Source organism: Aquirufa nivalisilvae (assembly GCF_003143535.1).
GTDB classification, from domain to species: domain Bacteria; phylum Bacteroidota; class Bacteroidia; order Cytophagales; family Spirosomataceae; genus Aquirufa; species Aquirufa nivalisilvae.
The window spans coordinates 477,390-493,100 of sequence record NZ_CP029346.1 but is presented as its reverse complement, the minus strand read 5'-3'; the positions used below and the strand labels follow the sequence as shown (position 1 = coordinate 493,100).

General features: G+C 37.8%; 12 protein-coding genes and 1 tRNA gene. 3 read left to right on the top strand and 10 right to left on the bottom strand.

The window, feature by feature from the left end; genetic code table 11:
- Nucleotides 1–90 precede the first annotated feature (90 nt).
- Nucleotides 91–711: a hypothetical protein gene (locus HME7025_RS02210; RefSeq protein WP_109322070.1), complete on the top strand. Its 621-nt coding sequence runs from the start codon at nucleotides 91–93 to the stop codon at nucleotides 709–711.
- 64 nt (nucleotides 712–775) lie between these two features.
- Here HME7025_RS02210 and uvrA read toward each other — a convergent pair whose 3' ends face one another.
- Together uvrA and HME7025_RS02200 are read right to left on the bottom strand one after the other, a co-directional pair.
- Nucleotides 776–3,613, bottom strand: coding sequence for an excinuclease ABC subunit UvrA (uvrA, locus tag HME7025_RS02205; RefSeq protein ID WP_109322069.1), 2,838 nt, complete (start codon nucleotides 3,611–3,613; stop codon nucleotides 776–778).
- A gap of 79 nt (nucleotides 3,614–3,692) precedes the next feature.
- The gene (locus HME7025_RS02200) at nucleotides 3,693–6,560 is read right to left on the bottom strand and encodes a TonB-dependent receptor (RefSeq protein WP_109324928.1); all 2,868 of its coding nucleotides are present in this window, start codon (nucleotides 6,558–6,560) and stop codon (nucleotides 3,693–3,695) included.
- A gap of 338 nt (nucleotides 6,561–6,898) precedes the next feature.
- Between HME7025_RS02200 and HME7025_RS02195 the strand changes: the two genes are divergently transcribed.
- Entirely contained in the window at nucleotides 6,899–7,963 is a 1,065-nt protein-coding gene (locus HME7025_RS02195; protein WP_109324920.1) for a mannose-1-phosphate guanylyltransferase, read from the top strand.
- On the opposite strand, the gene HME7025_RS02190 is transcribed toward HME7025_RS02195, so the two are convergent.
- The 3 genes from HME7025_RS02190 to HME7025_RS02180 form a co-directional block, all read right to left on the bottom strand.
- Nucleotides 7,956–8,840: a MerR family transcriptional regulator gene (locus HME7025_RS02190; RefSeq protein ID WP_109322068.1), complete on the bottom strand. Its 885-nt coding sequence runs from the start codon at nucleotides 8,838–8,840 to the stop codon at nucleotides 7,956–7,958. The two genes, HME7025_RS02195 and HME7025_RS02190, sit on opposite strands and share 8 nt — an antisense overlap.
- 61 nt (nucleotides 8,841–8,901) lie before the next feature.
- The gene (locus tag HME7025_RS02185) at nucleotides 8,902–9,534 is read right to left on the bottom strand and encodes a carotenoid biosynthesis protein (protein WP_109322067.1); all 633 of its coding nucleotides are present in this window, start codon (nucleotides 9,532–9,534) and stop codon (nucleotides 8,902–8,904) included.
- Between the two features lie 24 nt (nucleotides 9,535–9,558).
- Complete coding sequence (locus tag HME7025_RS02180; RefSeq protein ID WP_109322066.1) at nucleotides 9,559–10,179, bottom strand: NYN domain-containing protein; 621 nt, start codon at nucleotides 10,177–10,179, stop codon at nucleotides 9,559–9,561.
- 168 nt (nucleotides 10,180–10,347) lie between these two features.
- Between HME7025_RS02180 and HME7025_RS02175 the strand changes: the two genes are divergently transcribed.
- The gene (locus HME7025_RS02175) at nucleotides 10,348–11,703 is read left to right on the top strand and encodes an alpha/beta hydrolase family protein (RefSeq protein ID WP_109322065.1); all 1,356 of its coding nucleotides are present in this window, start codon (nucleotides 10,348–10,350) and stop codon (nucleotides 11,701–11,703) included.
- 147 nt (nucleotides 11,704–11,850) lie between these two features.
- On the opposite strand, the gene HME7025_RS02170 is transcribed toward HME7025_RS02175, so the two are convergent.
- The 5 genes from HME7025_RS02170 to HME7025_RS02150 form a co-directional block, all read right to left on the bottom strand.
- A tRNA-His gene (locus tag HME7025_RS02170) sits at nucleotides 11,851–11,924 on the bottom strand.
- A gap of 93 nt (nucleotides 11,925–12,017) precedes the next feature.
- A complete protein-coding gene (locus HME7025_RS02165; RefSeq protein ID WP_109322064.1) occupies nucleotides 12,018–12,629 on the bottom strand; it encodes a superoxide dismutase in 612 nt (203 codons plus the stop codon).
- 94 nt (nucleotides 12,630–12,723) lie between these two features.
- A complete protein-coding gene (locus HME7025_RS02160; protein ID WP_109322063.1) occupies nucleotides 12,724–13,164 on the bottom strand; it encodes a nucleoside deaminase in 441 nt (146 codons plus the stop codon).
- On the bottom strand, nucleotides 13,164–14,249 hold the full coding sequence (gene aroC, locus HME7025_RS02155; RefSeq protein ID WP_109322062.1) for a chorismate synthase: 1,086 nt from the start codon (nucleotides 14,247–14,249) through the stop codon (nucleotides 13,164–13,166). Before aroC ends, HME7025_RS02160 begins: the two co-directional genes overlap by 1 nt.
- A gap of 6 nt (nucleotides 14,250–14,255) precedes the next feature.
- On the bottom strand, nucleotides 14,256–15,677 hold the full coding sequence (locus HME7025_RS02150; protein WP_109322061.1) for a BatD family protein: 1,422 nt from the start codon (nucleotides 15,675–15,677) through the stop codon (nucleotides 14,256–14,258).
- Nucleotides 15,678–15,711: the final 34 nt, after the last annotated feature.

Here is a 15,711-nt window from a genome sequence, read left to right as displayed (position 1 = left end):
CACATTTCTGATATTTTTTACCAATTTTTTAAGATTACATTTCCATGAAATTGGTAACATTTGTTTCATTTCATTTATCCACCACTAATCATGAAAAAAAATATAGCCCCAATGATTCCAGATCAATTATACCATGTATATAATCGTGGAATAAACAGAACTAAAATTTTCAAAGAATACAGGAATTATCGATTCTTTCTAAGAAAATACCAAAAGTACATATGTCCCATTGCAGACACATATGCCTATTGTTTATTAGGCAATCATTTTCATTTTCTACTAAGAATAAAATCTGCCAACGAAATTTTTGAATTTAAAAAAATAAAAACAGAACAGAGGGAACATGTTGACCTTTCGAGATTAATTGCAATGCAATTTGGCACGCTATTTAATTGCTATGCTCAGGCATTTAATAAAACCAATGATCGAACTGGTGGATTATTTGAAAATCCATTTAGGAGAATACAAGTGGAAGATGATATTTATTTTATGCAACTGATCAAATACCTTCATTTCAACCCAGAAAATCATGGCATCGTACATGATTTTAAACAATTCAAAAACTCTTCCTATTATGACATTTCAACGATGAAAAAGAGCTTTATCGATAAAAAATCAGTATTAGATTATTTCGGAGGATTAGATGAATTTCGACAATTTCACTCCATCGAATTGGATGAGAAAAACATAATCAGTTTACTGTTAGAATAAATTGAAAATCCATTCGTTTTCGCAACGCTGTCAAGGTTTCGAACCTTGCCAGCGTTAAGGAAAATCAAGCCAAATTTAGCTCTTTCAACAAAAACCTTCCTGTGTGACTTTTCTTCACTTTTGCCACTTCTTCTGGAGTACCCTCGGCCACAATTTGCCCTCCTGCAAGCCCGCCTTCAGGGCCCAAATCAATCACGTGATCCGAAACTTTGATAACATCTAAGTTATGTTCAATAATCAATACCGTATTACCTCGATCCACTAATTTCTGAAGTACCTCCAACAATAATTTTACATCCTGAAAGTGCAAACCTGTAGTAGGCTCATCCAACACATACAAGGTTTTACCTGTGTCTTTTTTCGACAACTCCTCCGCCAATTTTACTCGCTGTGCCTCCCCTCCAGATAATGTCGTGGCATGTTGACCTAAAGTAATATAACCTAAACCTACCTCCAATAAGGTTTTTACTTTACGGTAAATCTTAGGTTGATGCTCAAAAAATTCCAATGCTTGCTCCACGGTCATATCTAACACATCGGATATCGACTTGCCTTTGAAGCGAACTTCTAAGGTCTCACGATTAAATCTCTTGCCTTTGCATGACTCACATTCAACCAAAACATCCGGCAGAAATTCCATTTCAATTTTCTTTCTACCAGCACCTTCGCAGCTTTCACATCGGCCACCTTTGACATTAAAACTAAACCGCCCTGCTTTATAACCACGAATTTTAGATTCAGGCAATTCACAGTACAATGTTCTAATGTCGCTATACATATTGGTATAGGTGGCTGGGTTAGAACGAGGCGTTCTACCAATGGGCGATTGATCTACTTCGATAACTTTATCAATCAATTCTAATCCCTCAATACCTTTAAAATCCTTCGGATCTCTTTTAGTTCGATCAAAATGCTGCTTCAATTTAAGCACCAATGTGTCGTGAATCAACGTAGATTTACCCGATCCAGAAACCCCTGTTACTGAGATCATTTTTCCCAAAGGAATACTGACAGTCACATGCTTTAAGTTATTTCCTGAGGCTCCAATTAATTTAATCACCTTATCAGTTCCTTTTCTGCGCTTCTCAGGAATTTCAATGGCCAATTGACCATTTAAGTATTGTGCTGTAGGGGTTTGTAATTTCAAAAACTCAGCAGGTGTACCTTGCCCAACAATATGTCCTCCATGTCTACCTGCACCCGGTCCTATATCCAGCAAATAGTCGGACTCCAACATCATGTCTTTATCATGCTCCACCACCAACACACTATTTCCTAAATCCCGTAAATCCTTTAAGGCATGAATTAATTTTTCATTATCTCGCTGATGTAGACCAATACTTGGTTCATCCATGATATATAAAACTCCCACCAACTGCGTACCAATTTGAGTTGCCAAACGAATCCGCTGCGCTTCTCCACCCGATAAGCTTTTCATGGGCCTATCTAAGGTTAAATAATTCAACCCGATTTGAGTCAAGAATCCAATGCGCTTTTGAATTTCTTTCAAAACCTCAACTCCAATTTGTTGCTGCCTATCTGAAAGTCGTAAAAACAAACCTTCGAACCAGTTCTCCAAGTCCAAAATATCCATTTGGGCTAACTCTCCAATATGTTTACCGTCTATCTTGAAACAAAGCGCTTCTTTTTTCAATCGATAGCCATGACAATCTGGGCAAGTTTTTACTTCCAAAAAGTCTTTTAACCAATCCTGAGTTTTCTCCGATCCACTTTCCTGTTGTCTTTTCAAAAAATGAATAATTCCATCATATTTGGTCGTCCATTCTGTTCCCACATATTTCTTGGATGGAACTGGTACGGGTTCATCTGTACCATATAACATCATTTCTACGGCCTTCCTTGGGAACTTAGCAATGGGAGTTGATAAACCTACTTGGTAGGGTTTCAACAAAACTTCTAACTGTTTAAATATCCATAAATCACGGTATTCACCGATGGGGGCAATTGCTCCACGAATAATACTTAACTCTGGATCTGGGATGACTGATTCTTCCGTAATTTCTTCGATTTGACCTAAACCATTGCAGCTAGGACATGCTCCGTAAGGACTATTAAATGAAAATGTATTGGGTGCAGGTTCATCATAAGACAAACCCGTTTTAGGGTCCATTAATGTCTGCGAAAAATAATGAAGCTTCTCTTTCTCATCCAAAATAAACACTTGCCCTTTACCTAAATTCATGGCCGTTTGTAAACTCTGGGAAATACGAAAACGGTCGTCCTCTTTCACCACCAACCGATCCACCACGATCTCAATATCATGCACTTTGAATCGATCAACTTGCATTTTTGGCTCCAATTCCACAATCTCCCCATCCACTCGCACCTTGGTATAACCCCATTTAGCTATTTGTACAAATAACTCACGATAATGCCCCTTTCTTCCTTTTACAACTGGAGCTAATAACTGTACCTTGCCACCTTGAAATTGCTGTAAAAGAGTATTGATAATTTGGTCAACCGATTGCTTGACCATTTTTTCACCAGAAAGATAACTAAAGGCCTCCGATGCTCTAGCAAAAAGCAAACGCAAAAAATCGTAAATCTCGGTGGTAGTTCCTACGGTTGACCGAGGATTTTTGGAAGTCGTTTTTTGTTCAATCGAAATAACAGGAGAAAGACCTTCTATCTTGTCCACATCCGGGCGTTCCATATTACCCAAAAAGCTTCTGGCATAAGCCGAAAAACTTTCCATGTAACGCCTTTGGCCTTCGGCATAAATTGTATCAAAAGCTAAGCTAGACTTCCCAGAACCTGAAATTCCTGTAATTACGACTAATTGATTCCTAGGAATTTGAACGTCGATGTTCTTTAAATTATGCTCACGAGCACCTAAAACTTCAATGTGAGAAAACCCTGTTAAATCTTTAGGTGGCTGCATATTTTGCTACAAATCAATCCACAAAGGTACAAAAAAAGAGGCTGCCCGAATAGGACAGCCTCAATAAAAATTTGAAGGATTATTTATTTAATAACTCATCAAATGTAATGCTCACATAGTAAATGCTACCTACTGTTGGATTACCCCATCCTGTAGTGTAAGCTGTACCTAATAAGTTAGAAGCACCTACTTTTACGATGGATTTAATACTAGATAATTTCTTGCTAATCTGTGCATCCAAGGTACTGAAAGAAGGAATAACACTTTGTTGAGTTTGGTTAACTAACTGGTTAACAAAACTAGATTGCCAAACATATTCATCTTGATATCTCCAAACCGTGCTAAAGCCCCATCCTGAACCACCAATATTGCGGTTACCTAAGGTAATGTTGGTACGATAAGCTGGCGTATTATAAGCTAATTGATAATTGCTCAATCCACCATTATCATTCACCGTATTGTATGAAATGTTTCCACCCAAGGTCCAATTAGACGCTAATCTATAATCTAAGCTTAAACCCCAACCACTTGTTTTAACTTGATTGTCTACGTTAGATGGGAAAGAGAAATAATTATATGAACCAACGATAGTCGTAGAAGGCTGTAACACCACTTGACCTGCAGAGAAATTAGTGAAAGTACTTTGGTAGTAATAGAAATCAGCTAATAAGTTACTTCCTAAATTTCCTTTATAACCTACTTCAAATGTACGAACCTGCTCTGGCTTCCAAGCTTTGGCTGTGTAAACTTCAGGCTTTCCTGCTAATACTGATTGTAAAGTATATGAGTTTCCTGATAATTTATAACGATCTTGAACTACTGGCAAACCTCCCAATAATCTAGCCGATGGAGTATTTAAATCAATGTATTGATCTTGTGTGGTTGGAATACGGAAACCTGTTTGATACGACGCTCTGAAATTCGATTGACCAACCGTGTAAACCCCTGATAATCTTGGGCTATATTGACCTTCAAAGTTTTCATTTTTATCATAACGCATCGAACCTGTCAACTTAAACTTATCTTGGAACATCTTCTTGGCCAACTGTAAATATCCACCGAATTCATTGATAGAGAATTCTTGTCCATTATCTTGACGAGCAAATAAGGTACCTTCTGAGTTCAAGGCATAAACACGGTAGTTAGCACCTACTAACATTTCAAATTTATCATTCAACAGCTCACTGAAGTTATACATACCTTCATAGTGATATAATGCTGACTTATCTAAGAAACGAGCTCCTTGAGGAAGTGGCTTGCCTTTAATGGCTTCAACTGCCGTTGTAAATGCAGCTGTCCCAGGAATCAAGCGACCTACGTCAGCCGTTGCACGAGCGTTGTTGTGATAAGTAGGAAAGGCTGCCTGTGTTGTAGCAATGGCATTTCCAACAGCTAAAGTAGGATTACCTGTCTGAGCTAAGGTTGTTCCTAGTACAGTACCAAAGTTCGTTAGTGCTTGTGTAGCAAAGGCTCCAAAATACTGTGGATACCAAGTTGTACTTGGTTTAGCAGCTTCATTCACTAATTGACCTAAAGTACCCGTAGCATAGGCATCACCCGAATTCTCTTGAGTCGTATAAGCTCTTAAGAAGAAATTAGAACCTTTTAACTCCGCTTTGTATTGACCCATACTGAAGTTTTTGATCGAATAACGATCTGCACCTGTATAAACCGTTGTTCCTTGACCATATGAACCTTGCAAAATCAACTCCACTTTGTCATTAAAACGATAATGTAAAGCCGCATTGAATTTCATATTACGGTTTGCATAAGATGCTAAATCACGCTCTGCATAGCCTTCACGTGAAATATTAACATTGGGAACAATGTATCCCAAAATAGCCGCAGGAGTTAACAAACCACCTGTTGCTTTTGAAATCTGATTGATTCCCGCGGTCAATGGATTAGTTGGATCTTTCAATACTGGACTCAATGAACTTAACATATTCACGTTAGTTTCATCTCCATATAAGTTCACCCCGTTATAAGCTAAATTGGTTGAACGTCCACCTAAACCAAGAGTTGTACCATTCAATAAACTTTGGTCACGGTAATCAGATGCTTGCCAATCTTCCGCGCTTAACGTATTAAAATTTAACTTGAATGCGACTTTGTTGTTGAATGCTTTCGCATAACGAATTGAAATATCACTGTAAGGTGTATTTTGTACTGTACGATTCGGAGCATCCATAAATCCTCCCTTGATTTGTGCACTTAAGCCTTGGTATAAAAATGGGCTCTTTGAGTTCATTAATACGATACCATTCATGGCATTCGGGCCATATAATGCAGAAGATGCACCTGGCAATACTTCCACATTTTCTAAATCTAATTCTGAAATTCCGACAATATTACCTACTGAAAAGTTCAAACCTGGCGCTTGGTTATCCATACCGTCAATCATTTGAACCACACGAACGTTACCATTACTACCAAAACCTCTCATGTTAATGGAAGAAAAAGAAACCGATTGGGTTACCATTTCCACTCCTTTCAAATTACGAAGGGCATCATAAAAAGAAGCTGAAGGTGTTTCTCTGATGCTTCTAATATCCATTTTCTCCACCGAAACAGGTGATTTCATGACACTTTCTTCTACCCTACTCGCAGAAACGACCACGTCCTGACCTAGTACAGACTGCTCTTTTAAGTTTATTTTTAAGTCTGTTTTATTTCCAGAGATACTAATTTCTTGTCTTTCATATCCAACCATAGAAACCACAATAGTGAATGGTGCAGGAGTCGAAGTGCTCAATGAGAAATTTCCTTTAGCATCTGTAATTGTTCCAATTACTTTACCTTTAACGGCAATACTAACACCAATTAAGGCCTCTTTGGAAGCAGCATCTGAAACTTGACCTCCCACTTTAGTTTGAGCGAGTACAGAGAAACTCATCAAAAACAATACTAAAATAGCGGGTAGGAATTTGGGAGATAGTCTTTTCATGTTGATAAATTTAGATAACATTTTAAATATGGCACTAGACCACAAACAAATCTAAGGAAGAAAATAGAATTGCACACTCATTTTATTAAAAAATTACTAGTTTTTCAATAAATACTTAAATATTAACGTTTAAGTATTATTCCTTGATTTAGGTCATCTCAAAAGAACTTTAAATCCATTGAAATTCTTGTTAGCTTTGAATTGTAATTCCCAGATAACAAGGTATAGTTCTTGATTTCTTAATGGAATGAGCATAATGCTTTATTGAATTTTCTGATCAATCTTGGATGAAAATTCTCAGAAGCATTCGTTCAAATGAATTGAACGTATTAAAATTTATGAAAGACAATTACCTCATCATCATGGCTGGCGGAATAGGCACTCGCTTTTGGCCAATTAGCAGAAGTGCAAATCCAAAGCAGTTTCACGATGTTTTAGGGGTAGGCAAAACCATGCTCCAGCAAACTGCCGAACGTTTTCAAGGCATCATTCCTCAAGAAAATATTTATGTAGTCACTAGTGAGGAATTTGCGGGATTAGTAGAAGAACAATTACCTTTTTTGAGCAAAGAGCAAATATTAAAAGAGCCTCAACGTAAAAATACGGCACCTTGTATTGCTTATGCTACCTACAAAATCTCCAAAAAAAATAAAAAAGCGAAATTCGTCGTGGCCCCTGCTGACCATGTCATTTTAAAAGAACAGGTTTTCCAAGAAAATATTCGAACAGCTTTAGAAGTTGCAGAGGAAGATGTTTTTGTAACCTTAGGCATCATTCCTACTCGACCTGATACCGGTTACGGATACATTCAATATGTTCCTAATGAGAACAAAGCTCAAAAAGTTAAGACCTTTACAGAAAAACCAAATCTAGAATTAGCCCAAGCTTTTTTAGAAAGCGGTGATTATGTTTGGAATGCAGGAATCTTTGTATTCAAACTTCCTACTTTCAAAAAAGAATTAGAAAAACATCAGTCGAGAATGGCTGAGCAATTTGAAGAGGGATTAACCCATTATTATACCAAAGAAGAAGACACATTCATCAAAAAGGTATATGGTGTTTGTAAAAACATCTCCATGGATGTAGGCATCATGGAAAAAGCTCAAGAAGTTAAAGTAATTCTTTCTGACATCGGTTGGTCTGATTTAGGTACTTGGCAATCATTGTATGAAATCAATGAAAAAGACTCCAATCATAACGTCATTGAAGGTAATGTGATGATTTATGATACAAAAAACTGCATCATTAAAACTCCGTCGGAGAAATTAGTTGTCATCCAAGGACTGAAAGGTTTCATTGTAGCAGAACATGGCAATGCATTGATGATTTGCCCAAAAGACCAGGAACAGGAGGTAAAGAAATTTGTGGAAGAAGCTACCGCTCGAGATCCTAAATTTAGTTAGAATTAGCTAAATCAATCAAATCCTGAAAATTTCGTAAAACTTGAATTGGTTGGGGTATCCTTTGCCCCAAGGCTAATAATTGGTATCCAGTTAGTAAAAAATTCGTGTTAGGCATTTTTTCCACTAGTTGGTCCAAATATCCAGGCATTTCATCTGGATTAGGTTGAGAAGTAAATACGCTCAAAATATAGTCAGGCTGATGAATTTCATGAGCAAGAACTAATTCTTCAAAAGGCAAAGATTGTCCTAAATAAACAACTTGATGTTTGCGAATTCTTAATAAATAATTGGCAAATAGCAGCCCTATTTCATGTAACTCCCCTTCAGGCAAATACAAAAGAAACTTCTTGGCGTTGGGCTTGTGACTTAAATCCAACTGGTCTATCGCCGCAATTACCTTCTGTCTAATCAAATGACTAATAAAATGCTCTTGGGCTGGACCTACTGAACCTGACAACCACAAGGTTCCTAAGCGCAACATGAAAGGATGGATGATTTGAATCAAATAATCTTCGAATCCATGTTTTTGAACAATGTTTTTAGTCAATTGTTGAAACATAGCCTCGTTTAATTCCAACATGGAAATCGTTAAGGCCTGAATCTGATCTGGAAAATGAAGATTTCCTTCTGATAAACGGAGCAAGTTAGCAGATCGCTCACTATCACTCATTTTAGCTATTTCAGAGATTTTAAAGTCCCCGCGACTTTGTAAAATAGCAATATTTAAAACCAACTTTAATTCTTCATCGCCGTAAGTACGAATATTAGTATCTGTCCTATCTGGATTCAAAATACCGTACCGTTGCTCCCAAATCCTTAAGGTATGAGCCTTTATGCCACTAAGATGTTCTAAATCTTTAATTGAATAAATACTCATGCGTAGTTTATCTATTATAAGACTAACCTAATAAGACTAAAAATTGTTTTCATGTGATGGATTATGCTTGTAAAAAAATCCAATGTCCCAAGAAAAACATGAATTGTAAAAGTAGTACCCAACGAAATAAAGAGGATTTACTGGTGAACTCGCCCGATTGAAATACCCAATGAAAAAAGAAACTTACTAGCCACCATGCCCCAAAATTCTGAATAGGAACTTGCCCACCAGACCATTGCCAAAAATCAAAATGAATGGCCACAGGCTCAATCAATAAATCCAAGGCTGTCATCAATCCTGCTCCTAAAGCCGCGCGTCCTATTTTCCCTCCAACATTCCATTCTTCCACAACCGCACTTGATCCTAATAACAAAATAAGCCAATTAATGCCGATAGTAATGGGTACATCCATGACCTTAAAACCTAAGGTCTCTCCATAATGATACACCCCAAAAATCTTTCCAGTTCTCACCCCTACTACCTCCAAAAACCATGCTGCCACCACAATTCCCCCTAAGGTTAAATAAGCCGACATACTTGGCTTAGGAAAATAAAACAAGCAGATAAAACCTGTAAACCAAAGGGTTAATGGCACCAAGGAAATAAATAATTCCTGAGTAGCAGGCATATTCATACCCACTAAACCTGCCGCATACAATACAATGAGAAACCTTTTTAAATATACTCCTGACATATCACAATATTCAATATAAAAATACTAAGCCCATTCATCGGGTCTCTCCAAAACAAACCCATCTTCTTTACGAACATGCAAAGGAAATTGATTTTCTACTAATTTTTTTCTTCCTATCATTTGAAATGCTCTCGCAACAGCAACAACAGACTCATTTCTTCTCAAAGGAGGAAAGAAAACCACCACTGATTTATCCAAAAAATGCTCATTAACACCCTGTATGCAGGGAACAAAATCACTATCCCCAGAAACGACAATCGCAATATCGTATTGATCCTGAAACGCGTCCATTAATAAATGAGTTGCCAAATTAACGTCCGTCATTTTCTCATTCGGAATAATCCAGCTATTTCCACATTTTCTACAATCTGTAAATTTAGCTTGATAAGAGCCATATATAATATTCACACCAGTGGTTTCCAAAGCCTCCAAATAAGTCGTTTGACGCTTTTGTTTGGGCGGATTGTGGGTAATCCTACTCGTAAAATATTTAATCTCAACAAGTTCTTGATTGGAGCGTAAAAAACTACGAATAAGCTTTTCTACATTCAACCACTTACAATTTCTAAAACCGGCATCAATCATTCCAAAATACAAATTGGAACCATCGATGTAGGCTTTAACTCGATATTTTTTATCCTTCATGAACTTTTTTCTTCAATGAATTGTATCTTTGTGCAAGAACTTCTCCAAAGATAGCATCTTTGGAATGATGCCCCACCCAGGTGGGGCATTTACTTTTTCTGTGCTATCCTGCCATATAGATAATTAAACCAAATTATTGATTAATATCGTTGAATAAATTATTTAACGATGAAGTACTATTTATCCATTACCCTCTTTGTTTCTTCTCTTCTTTCCTTCGGAAGTTGGGCTCAAATAGCTAGAACCGCTGAACAAGATAGTATTTTAGCTGAACGAAATCGAAAAACTCAGGCTGACTACCAACAAATGTTGGAGCAACTTAACATCCAAAGCATTCGACCGGGTGTCAATGGAAGTAATCCCCAAGCTCCTAATGCCGCCAATTATGATGAATTAAAAGCCAATATTTACCCTAACATTCCAGTCGTTTTACAATTAAATAACGGCAAAAAAGTGGATTCCAAAAGAGCTTGGAACTACCATCGGAAACCTGAGATTGTAGAAGATTTTGAAAGAGAAATTTATGGACGTATCCCGGATAACATCCCTCCCATTTCCTGGAAAATTATTTCAACAGAGAATAAAATGATGGCCGGGTTTCCGGTTGAAGTTCAAAAATTAGTAGGTACAGTCGACAATAAACGATTCCCTTCCATCTCTGTCCAAATGGAAGTGACCATTGGTTTTAGAAAAGACATCAAAAAAGCCATGCCCGCTATGATGGAACTAGCCTGGGTATTTCCTCCAGGAATGAATCGACCTCCAGCACCAGCCAATGAAATCCCTTGGACAGAACAAGTCATTGCTAAAGGCTGGGCATTTATTCAATTAAACCCAACTACAGTACAAGCTGATCACGGAGCTGGGCTTAAATCAGGAATTATTGGATTGATGAATCGAGGAGAATATAGAAAAGCTGATGATTGGGGATCTCTTCGAGCCTGGGCTTGGGGAGCAAGTAAAGTGTTGGATTACTTAGAAACCATGCCTCAAATCAAATATACCCATGTAGGCATAACGGGACATTCTCGGTATGGTAAAGCCGCTGCCGTAGCTATGGCATTTGATTCGCGCTTTGCCATCGGATATATCTGTTCATCAGGAGCAGGTGGTCTAAAATTGTATCGAAGAAATTATGGAGAATTAATCGAAAACGTAGCCGCAAAAAATGAATACCATTGGATGGCTGGAAATTTTCTAAAATATGCAGGTCCTCTTCAATGGAATGATTTACCTATTGATGCACATGAATTAATTGCACTTTGTGCACCTAGACCCATATATATTGGTGTGGGTGGTAATGGCGACAGCTGGGCAGATCCTTATGGGATGTATTTAGCAGGCAAAGAAGCTAGCCCAGTTTATGAATTACTAGGCAAAAAAGGCTTGGTTTCAGACAGCGCCCCTCGGATCAATGAAGCTAAAACCCAAGGTGAAATTGCTTTTCGTATGCATGATAAGGGCCATGTAACTGGCCCCAATTGGCCGAACTTCATTGAGTTTGCATCGAAATACTTGAAGTAAATTATAAATTGTAAATGCTGAATTGTAAATGGTGATTGGATGTAGTGCTATTCTTAATTCTACATTCCTAATTCTACATTCTACATTAATTTATTTGGAAAAATATAGCAACAAAAAAAGTCCCAGTAAGAATACTGAGACTTTTTGGGCGGATGATGGGATTCGAACCCACTACCCCTGGTACCACAAACCAGTGCTCTAACCGAGTGAGCTACAACCGCCATTTGGGATTGCAAAAATACACAAATCAAGGTACATCGCAAATCCGAAGTGAAAAAAAATGGGGATAAAACCGAAATTTTATCCCCTAGCATTTATTTCTGAGCTGCTAAATATCTTTTTTCAGCTGCATTCCAATCGATTACATTCCAAAATGCATCCACGTAATCTGGGCGCTTATTTTGAAATTTCAAATAATACGCATGCTCCCAAACGTCTAAACCAATCACTGGGAAGCCTTTCACATCAGCTACATCCATCAATGGATTATCTTGATTTGGTGTTGAAGATACAGCAACAGAGCCATCTTTTTGAGCTACTAACCATGCCCAACCTGATCCAAAACGAGTAATTCCTGCTTTTTTGAATTCTTCTTTGAAGGCATCAAATGAACCAAATTTAGCATCAATAGCCTTTGCCAATGTTCCTACTGGAGCACCACCACCGTTAGGTGATAAAATATTCCAAAACAAATCGTGGTTATAATGTCCACCTCCATTGTTACGAATCGCAGGGCTTAAGCTTGAAATGTGGCTAAATAACTCCTCTAAAGATTTTCCTTCAGATGGGCTACCAGCTACAGCAGCATTCAAATTGGTCACGTAAGCATTGTGGTGACGGTCATGGTGGATTTCCATGGTTAATGCATCAAAATGCGGTTCTAAAGCATTGTTTGCATAAGGTAGGGGTGCTAGTTCAAAAGCCATAATATAGGTTTTATTAATATGTAAATGTTATCTAAAATTTTAATCCTAATTAGTAGGATGCATAGGTCCTAAACAAGTAAACCTACATTTCGGTTCAACGACGCATCGAAAAAAACTCTTTTAGTAAGGATTCAGACTCTTCAGCCCTTACTCCTCCAAGAATATCTGTTTTAGGATGCAAGACCGACTGCCCAACTCGCTCAAAGCCACGTTTTTCTTCTTTTGCCCCATAAACTAATCTTCCCAGTTGCGACCAATAAAGTGCACCTGCACACATGAGGCAAGGCTCTAATGTCACATACATAGTGCAATCTTTCAAATATTTAGCACCAATGGTTTGAGCAGCAGAGGTAATCGCAATCATTTCCGCATGTGCTGTCACATCCGTTAAAACTTCGGTTTGATTGTAAGCTTTGGCTACAATTCTACCTTGACAAACCACTACTGCACCTACTGGAATCTCTTCTTCTTCCAAGGCTTTTTGAGCTTGCATTAATGCCAAACCCATGTAATATTCATCTTCCTGACTAAACATTAAGATGGCATTTGAATCACCCGATTTCTCAAGTAAAAATCTAAAATGACGATGGCAGCCATGGCCTCTACAATGGGCACTGCTCTAGGTACAACACATGGGTCATGACGACCTTTACCTGAAACAGTAATCTTGTCGCCTTTCTCATTGATACTATCTTGGTCTTGCATGATAGTAGCTACTGGCTTAAATCCAACTCGGAAATAAATAGGTTCACCATTGGATATTCCACCTTGGATTCCTCCCGAATGATTGGTCAAAGTACGCACTGTACCATCTGCTTCTTTCACAATAACATCATTGTGTTCCGAACCCTTCTTTTCTACCCCATCAAAACCACTACCGTATTCAAAACCTTTAACGGCATTGATACTTAACATGGCTTTGCCTAATTCAGCATGTAATTTATCAAATACGGGTTCGCCTAAACCCACAGGGCATCCTGTGATATATGCTGAAACAACTCCTCCAACGGAATCTCCTTGCTTACGGATATCATCAATGTATTGAAACATTTGATCCGCTAAAACTGGATCTGGACAACGAACTGCATTGGATTCAGTCAAACTCAAGTCCAATTGCTCTACTGGAGTACTAAGCTTCAAAGTACCTACTTGAGAAACATATGCCGTTATTTTTACCCCCAATTGAGACAAGACCAATTTAGCTAATGCTCCTGCAGCTACACGGGCTACTGTTTCCCTAGCAGAACTACGTCCACCTCCACGATAATCCCTTAAACCATATTTAGCAAAATAGGTGTAATCCGCATGCGAAGGTCTAAATTGATCAGCAATATGTGAATAATCTTTAGATCGCTGGTCGCCATTCCATACTAACATGGCAATGGGAGTCCCTGTCGTTTTGCCTTCAAACACACCAGAAACAACCTCAATACTATCCGCCTCTTTTCTTTGGGTAGTTATTCTGGATTGGCCAGGCTTTCTTCTATCTAATTCCGACTGAATAAATTCTAAATCAAATGAAATTCCAGCAGGACAACCTTGAACCACGACACCAACTGCCACACCATGAGACTCCCCGAAGGTACTAATCTGAAATATTTTCCCGTAAATACTCCCCATATCACTTTATTTTTTTGTTTTCCAAACCAGGAAAACCAAGACTACAAAAATTGAAAAAATGGTCAAATTGGCTAATTGTCTCCAATTTACCCACCTGTTCCACACGACTTCGTCTGAATTTAAGTTTTCGATTCCACGGTATAAGCCATCCATTTCTCTACTTGTATTAAGTCGTGAATCCGATGGCTGCCCTTGAATCTCTACATCGATCTTAGATCTCAACGTATCAAACTTTTCTGTACGTGTGTTAAAATAAATCCAGTAAAAATACTGCTTTAATGCAAATTTACCCGGTTGTTTAGGAATAATCTGTATAATTTCTGTTTTATTCCCCAACATTTTATCCATCGATGGATACACTGAACTTTGAGTAGACAGTCGATTAAAATCAATAAAATAATCTGACTCTAGTCCTTTGGAATCCCATATTATGCCGTTCCCATCTCCGATAACACTGGAACTATACAATAATTGCTCTCCCGTTTTAGCTTTAATTTTGGAAATAGATTCCTTCAATTCATAGATCCCCACTGGGACTTTACTTGCCAGTGGATGATTGGGTAATGACCTAGGTTGAATCAATAATGCTGGCGATTTGAACACTATGGGTACAGATTTTGCGTCTACCCCCACTTTTTCTTTTTTCAATATCTGTAAACTAAGCGATGGAATTTGAATAGGTCGATTATTCAAGGCAAAATAGGTAGCTTGAAAAAAACGATATTCGGTATATTTCTTTTGATTAACTTCTACTTGAGAAACTTTTTCTACTTGCAAGCCAAAACTCTCTTCCCAACAATTCCTCGGCCTTAATTGCTGGATTAGCTTAGGTATTTGAATATCATTTCTGTCAAATTCCAGCTCTTGCGTATTATTTTCTGGAACAAATAAAGAAAACTTTAACGTAAATCCTTGCCCTACAAAAGGTCGAACATGACTACTTGAAACCAATAAAAAAGGCTGGTTGGCTTTGGCCAAAACCTCATCTGAAATGGAAACTTCATTGGGATTGATGTCTGTGGAAGTACCATTACTTGGACTAACAGAAATATAAAAAGGATCAAACTTTTGAGATTGCTGGTTAACCATAACCTCCTCTGAAGGTATATAAAATTGACCTACTCCAAGTGCTTGATAATGTTGCGAATAGATGATTCTTTGTTCTATTTGTCCATTTAGATAATTAGAAGACTTCCCTCTACTGATCCCCAGCTTTTGAAAATTAGCTAATTCTGGAAATTTATAAATAACAGATTCCGAAGTGTTTCCATTGGTAGGCACGGTAATAGATATTACAAAGGTTTCATCCTGAGTGATATTCTTTGACCCGATTTGAATAGAAAAATCAACTTTGTTTTGAGCTAACAAAGTTTGGAACCCTAAAATAAAATAAAGAAATAAGCCCCAAAAGGCATTCCGTGAATTCATTCCGGCAATTTAAGCAATTGTCCTAAGCTCTAAA

What these genes read in the sequence shown, in the direction of transcription:
- HME7025_RS02180 (WP_109322066.1), bottom strand. Translation starts at nt 10,179, where the DNA reads ATGAAGGATAAAAAATATCGAGTTAAAGCCTACATCGATGGTTCCAAT.
- HME7025_RS02200 (WP_109324928.1), bottom strand. Translation starts at nt 6,560, where the DNA reads ATGAAAAGACTATCTCCCAAATTCCTACCCGCTATTTTAGTATTGTTT.
- HME7025_RS02185 (WP_109322067.1), bottom strand. Translation starts at nt 9,534, where the DNA reads ATGTCAGGAGTATATTTAAAAAGGTTTCTCATTGTATTGTATGCGGCA.
- HME7025_RS02210 (WP_109322070.1), top strand. Translation starts at nt 91, where the DNA reads ATGAAAAAAAATATAGCCCCAATGATTCCAGATCAATTATACCATGTA.
- HME7025_RS02175 (WP_109322065.1), top strand. Translation starts at nt 10,348, where the DNA reads ATGAAGTACTATTTATCCATTACCCTCTTTGTTTCTTCTCTTCTTTCC.
- HME7025_RS02160 (WP_109322063.1), bottom strand. Translation starts at nt 13,164, where the DNA reads ATGTTTAGTCAGGAAGATGAATATTACATGGGTTTGGCATTAATGCAA.
- aroC (WP_109322062.1), bottom strand. Translation starts at nt 14,249, where the DNA reads ATGGGGAGTATTTACGGGAAAATATTTCAGATTAGTACCTTCGGGGAG.
- HME7025_RS02190 (WP_109322068.1), bottom strand. Translation starts at nt 8,840, where the DNA reads ATGAGTATTTATTCAATTAAAGATTTAGAACATCTTAGTGGCATAAAG.
- HME7025_RS02165 (WP_109322064.1), bottom strand. Translation starts at nt 12,629, where the DNA reads ATGGCTTTTGAACTAGCACCCCTACCTTATGCAAACAATGCTTTAGAA.
- HME7025_RS02195 (WP_109324920.1), top strand. Translation starts at nt 6,899, where the DNA reads ATGAAAGACAATTACCTCATCATCATGGCTGGCGGAATAGGCACTCGC.
- uvrA (WP_109322069.1), bottom strand. Translation starts at nt 3,613, where the DNA reads ATGCAGCCACCTAAAGATTTAACAGGGTTTTCTCACATTGAAGTTTTA.
- HME7025_RS02150 (WP_109322061.1), bottom strand. Translation starts at nt 15,677, where the DNA reads ATGAATTCACGGAATGCCTTTTGGGGCTTATTTCTTTATTTTATTTTA.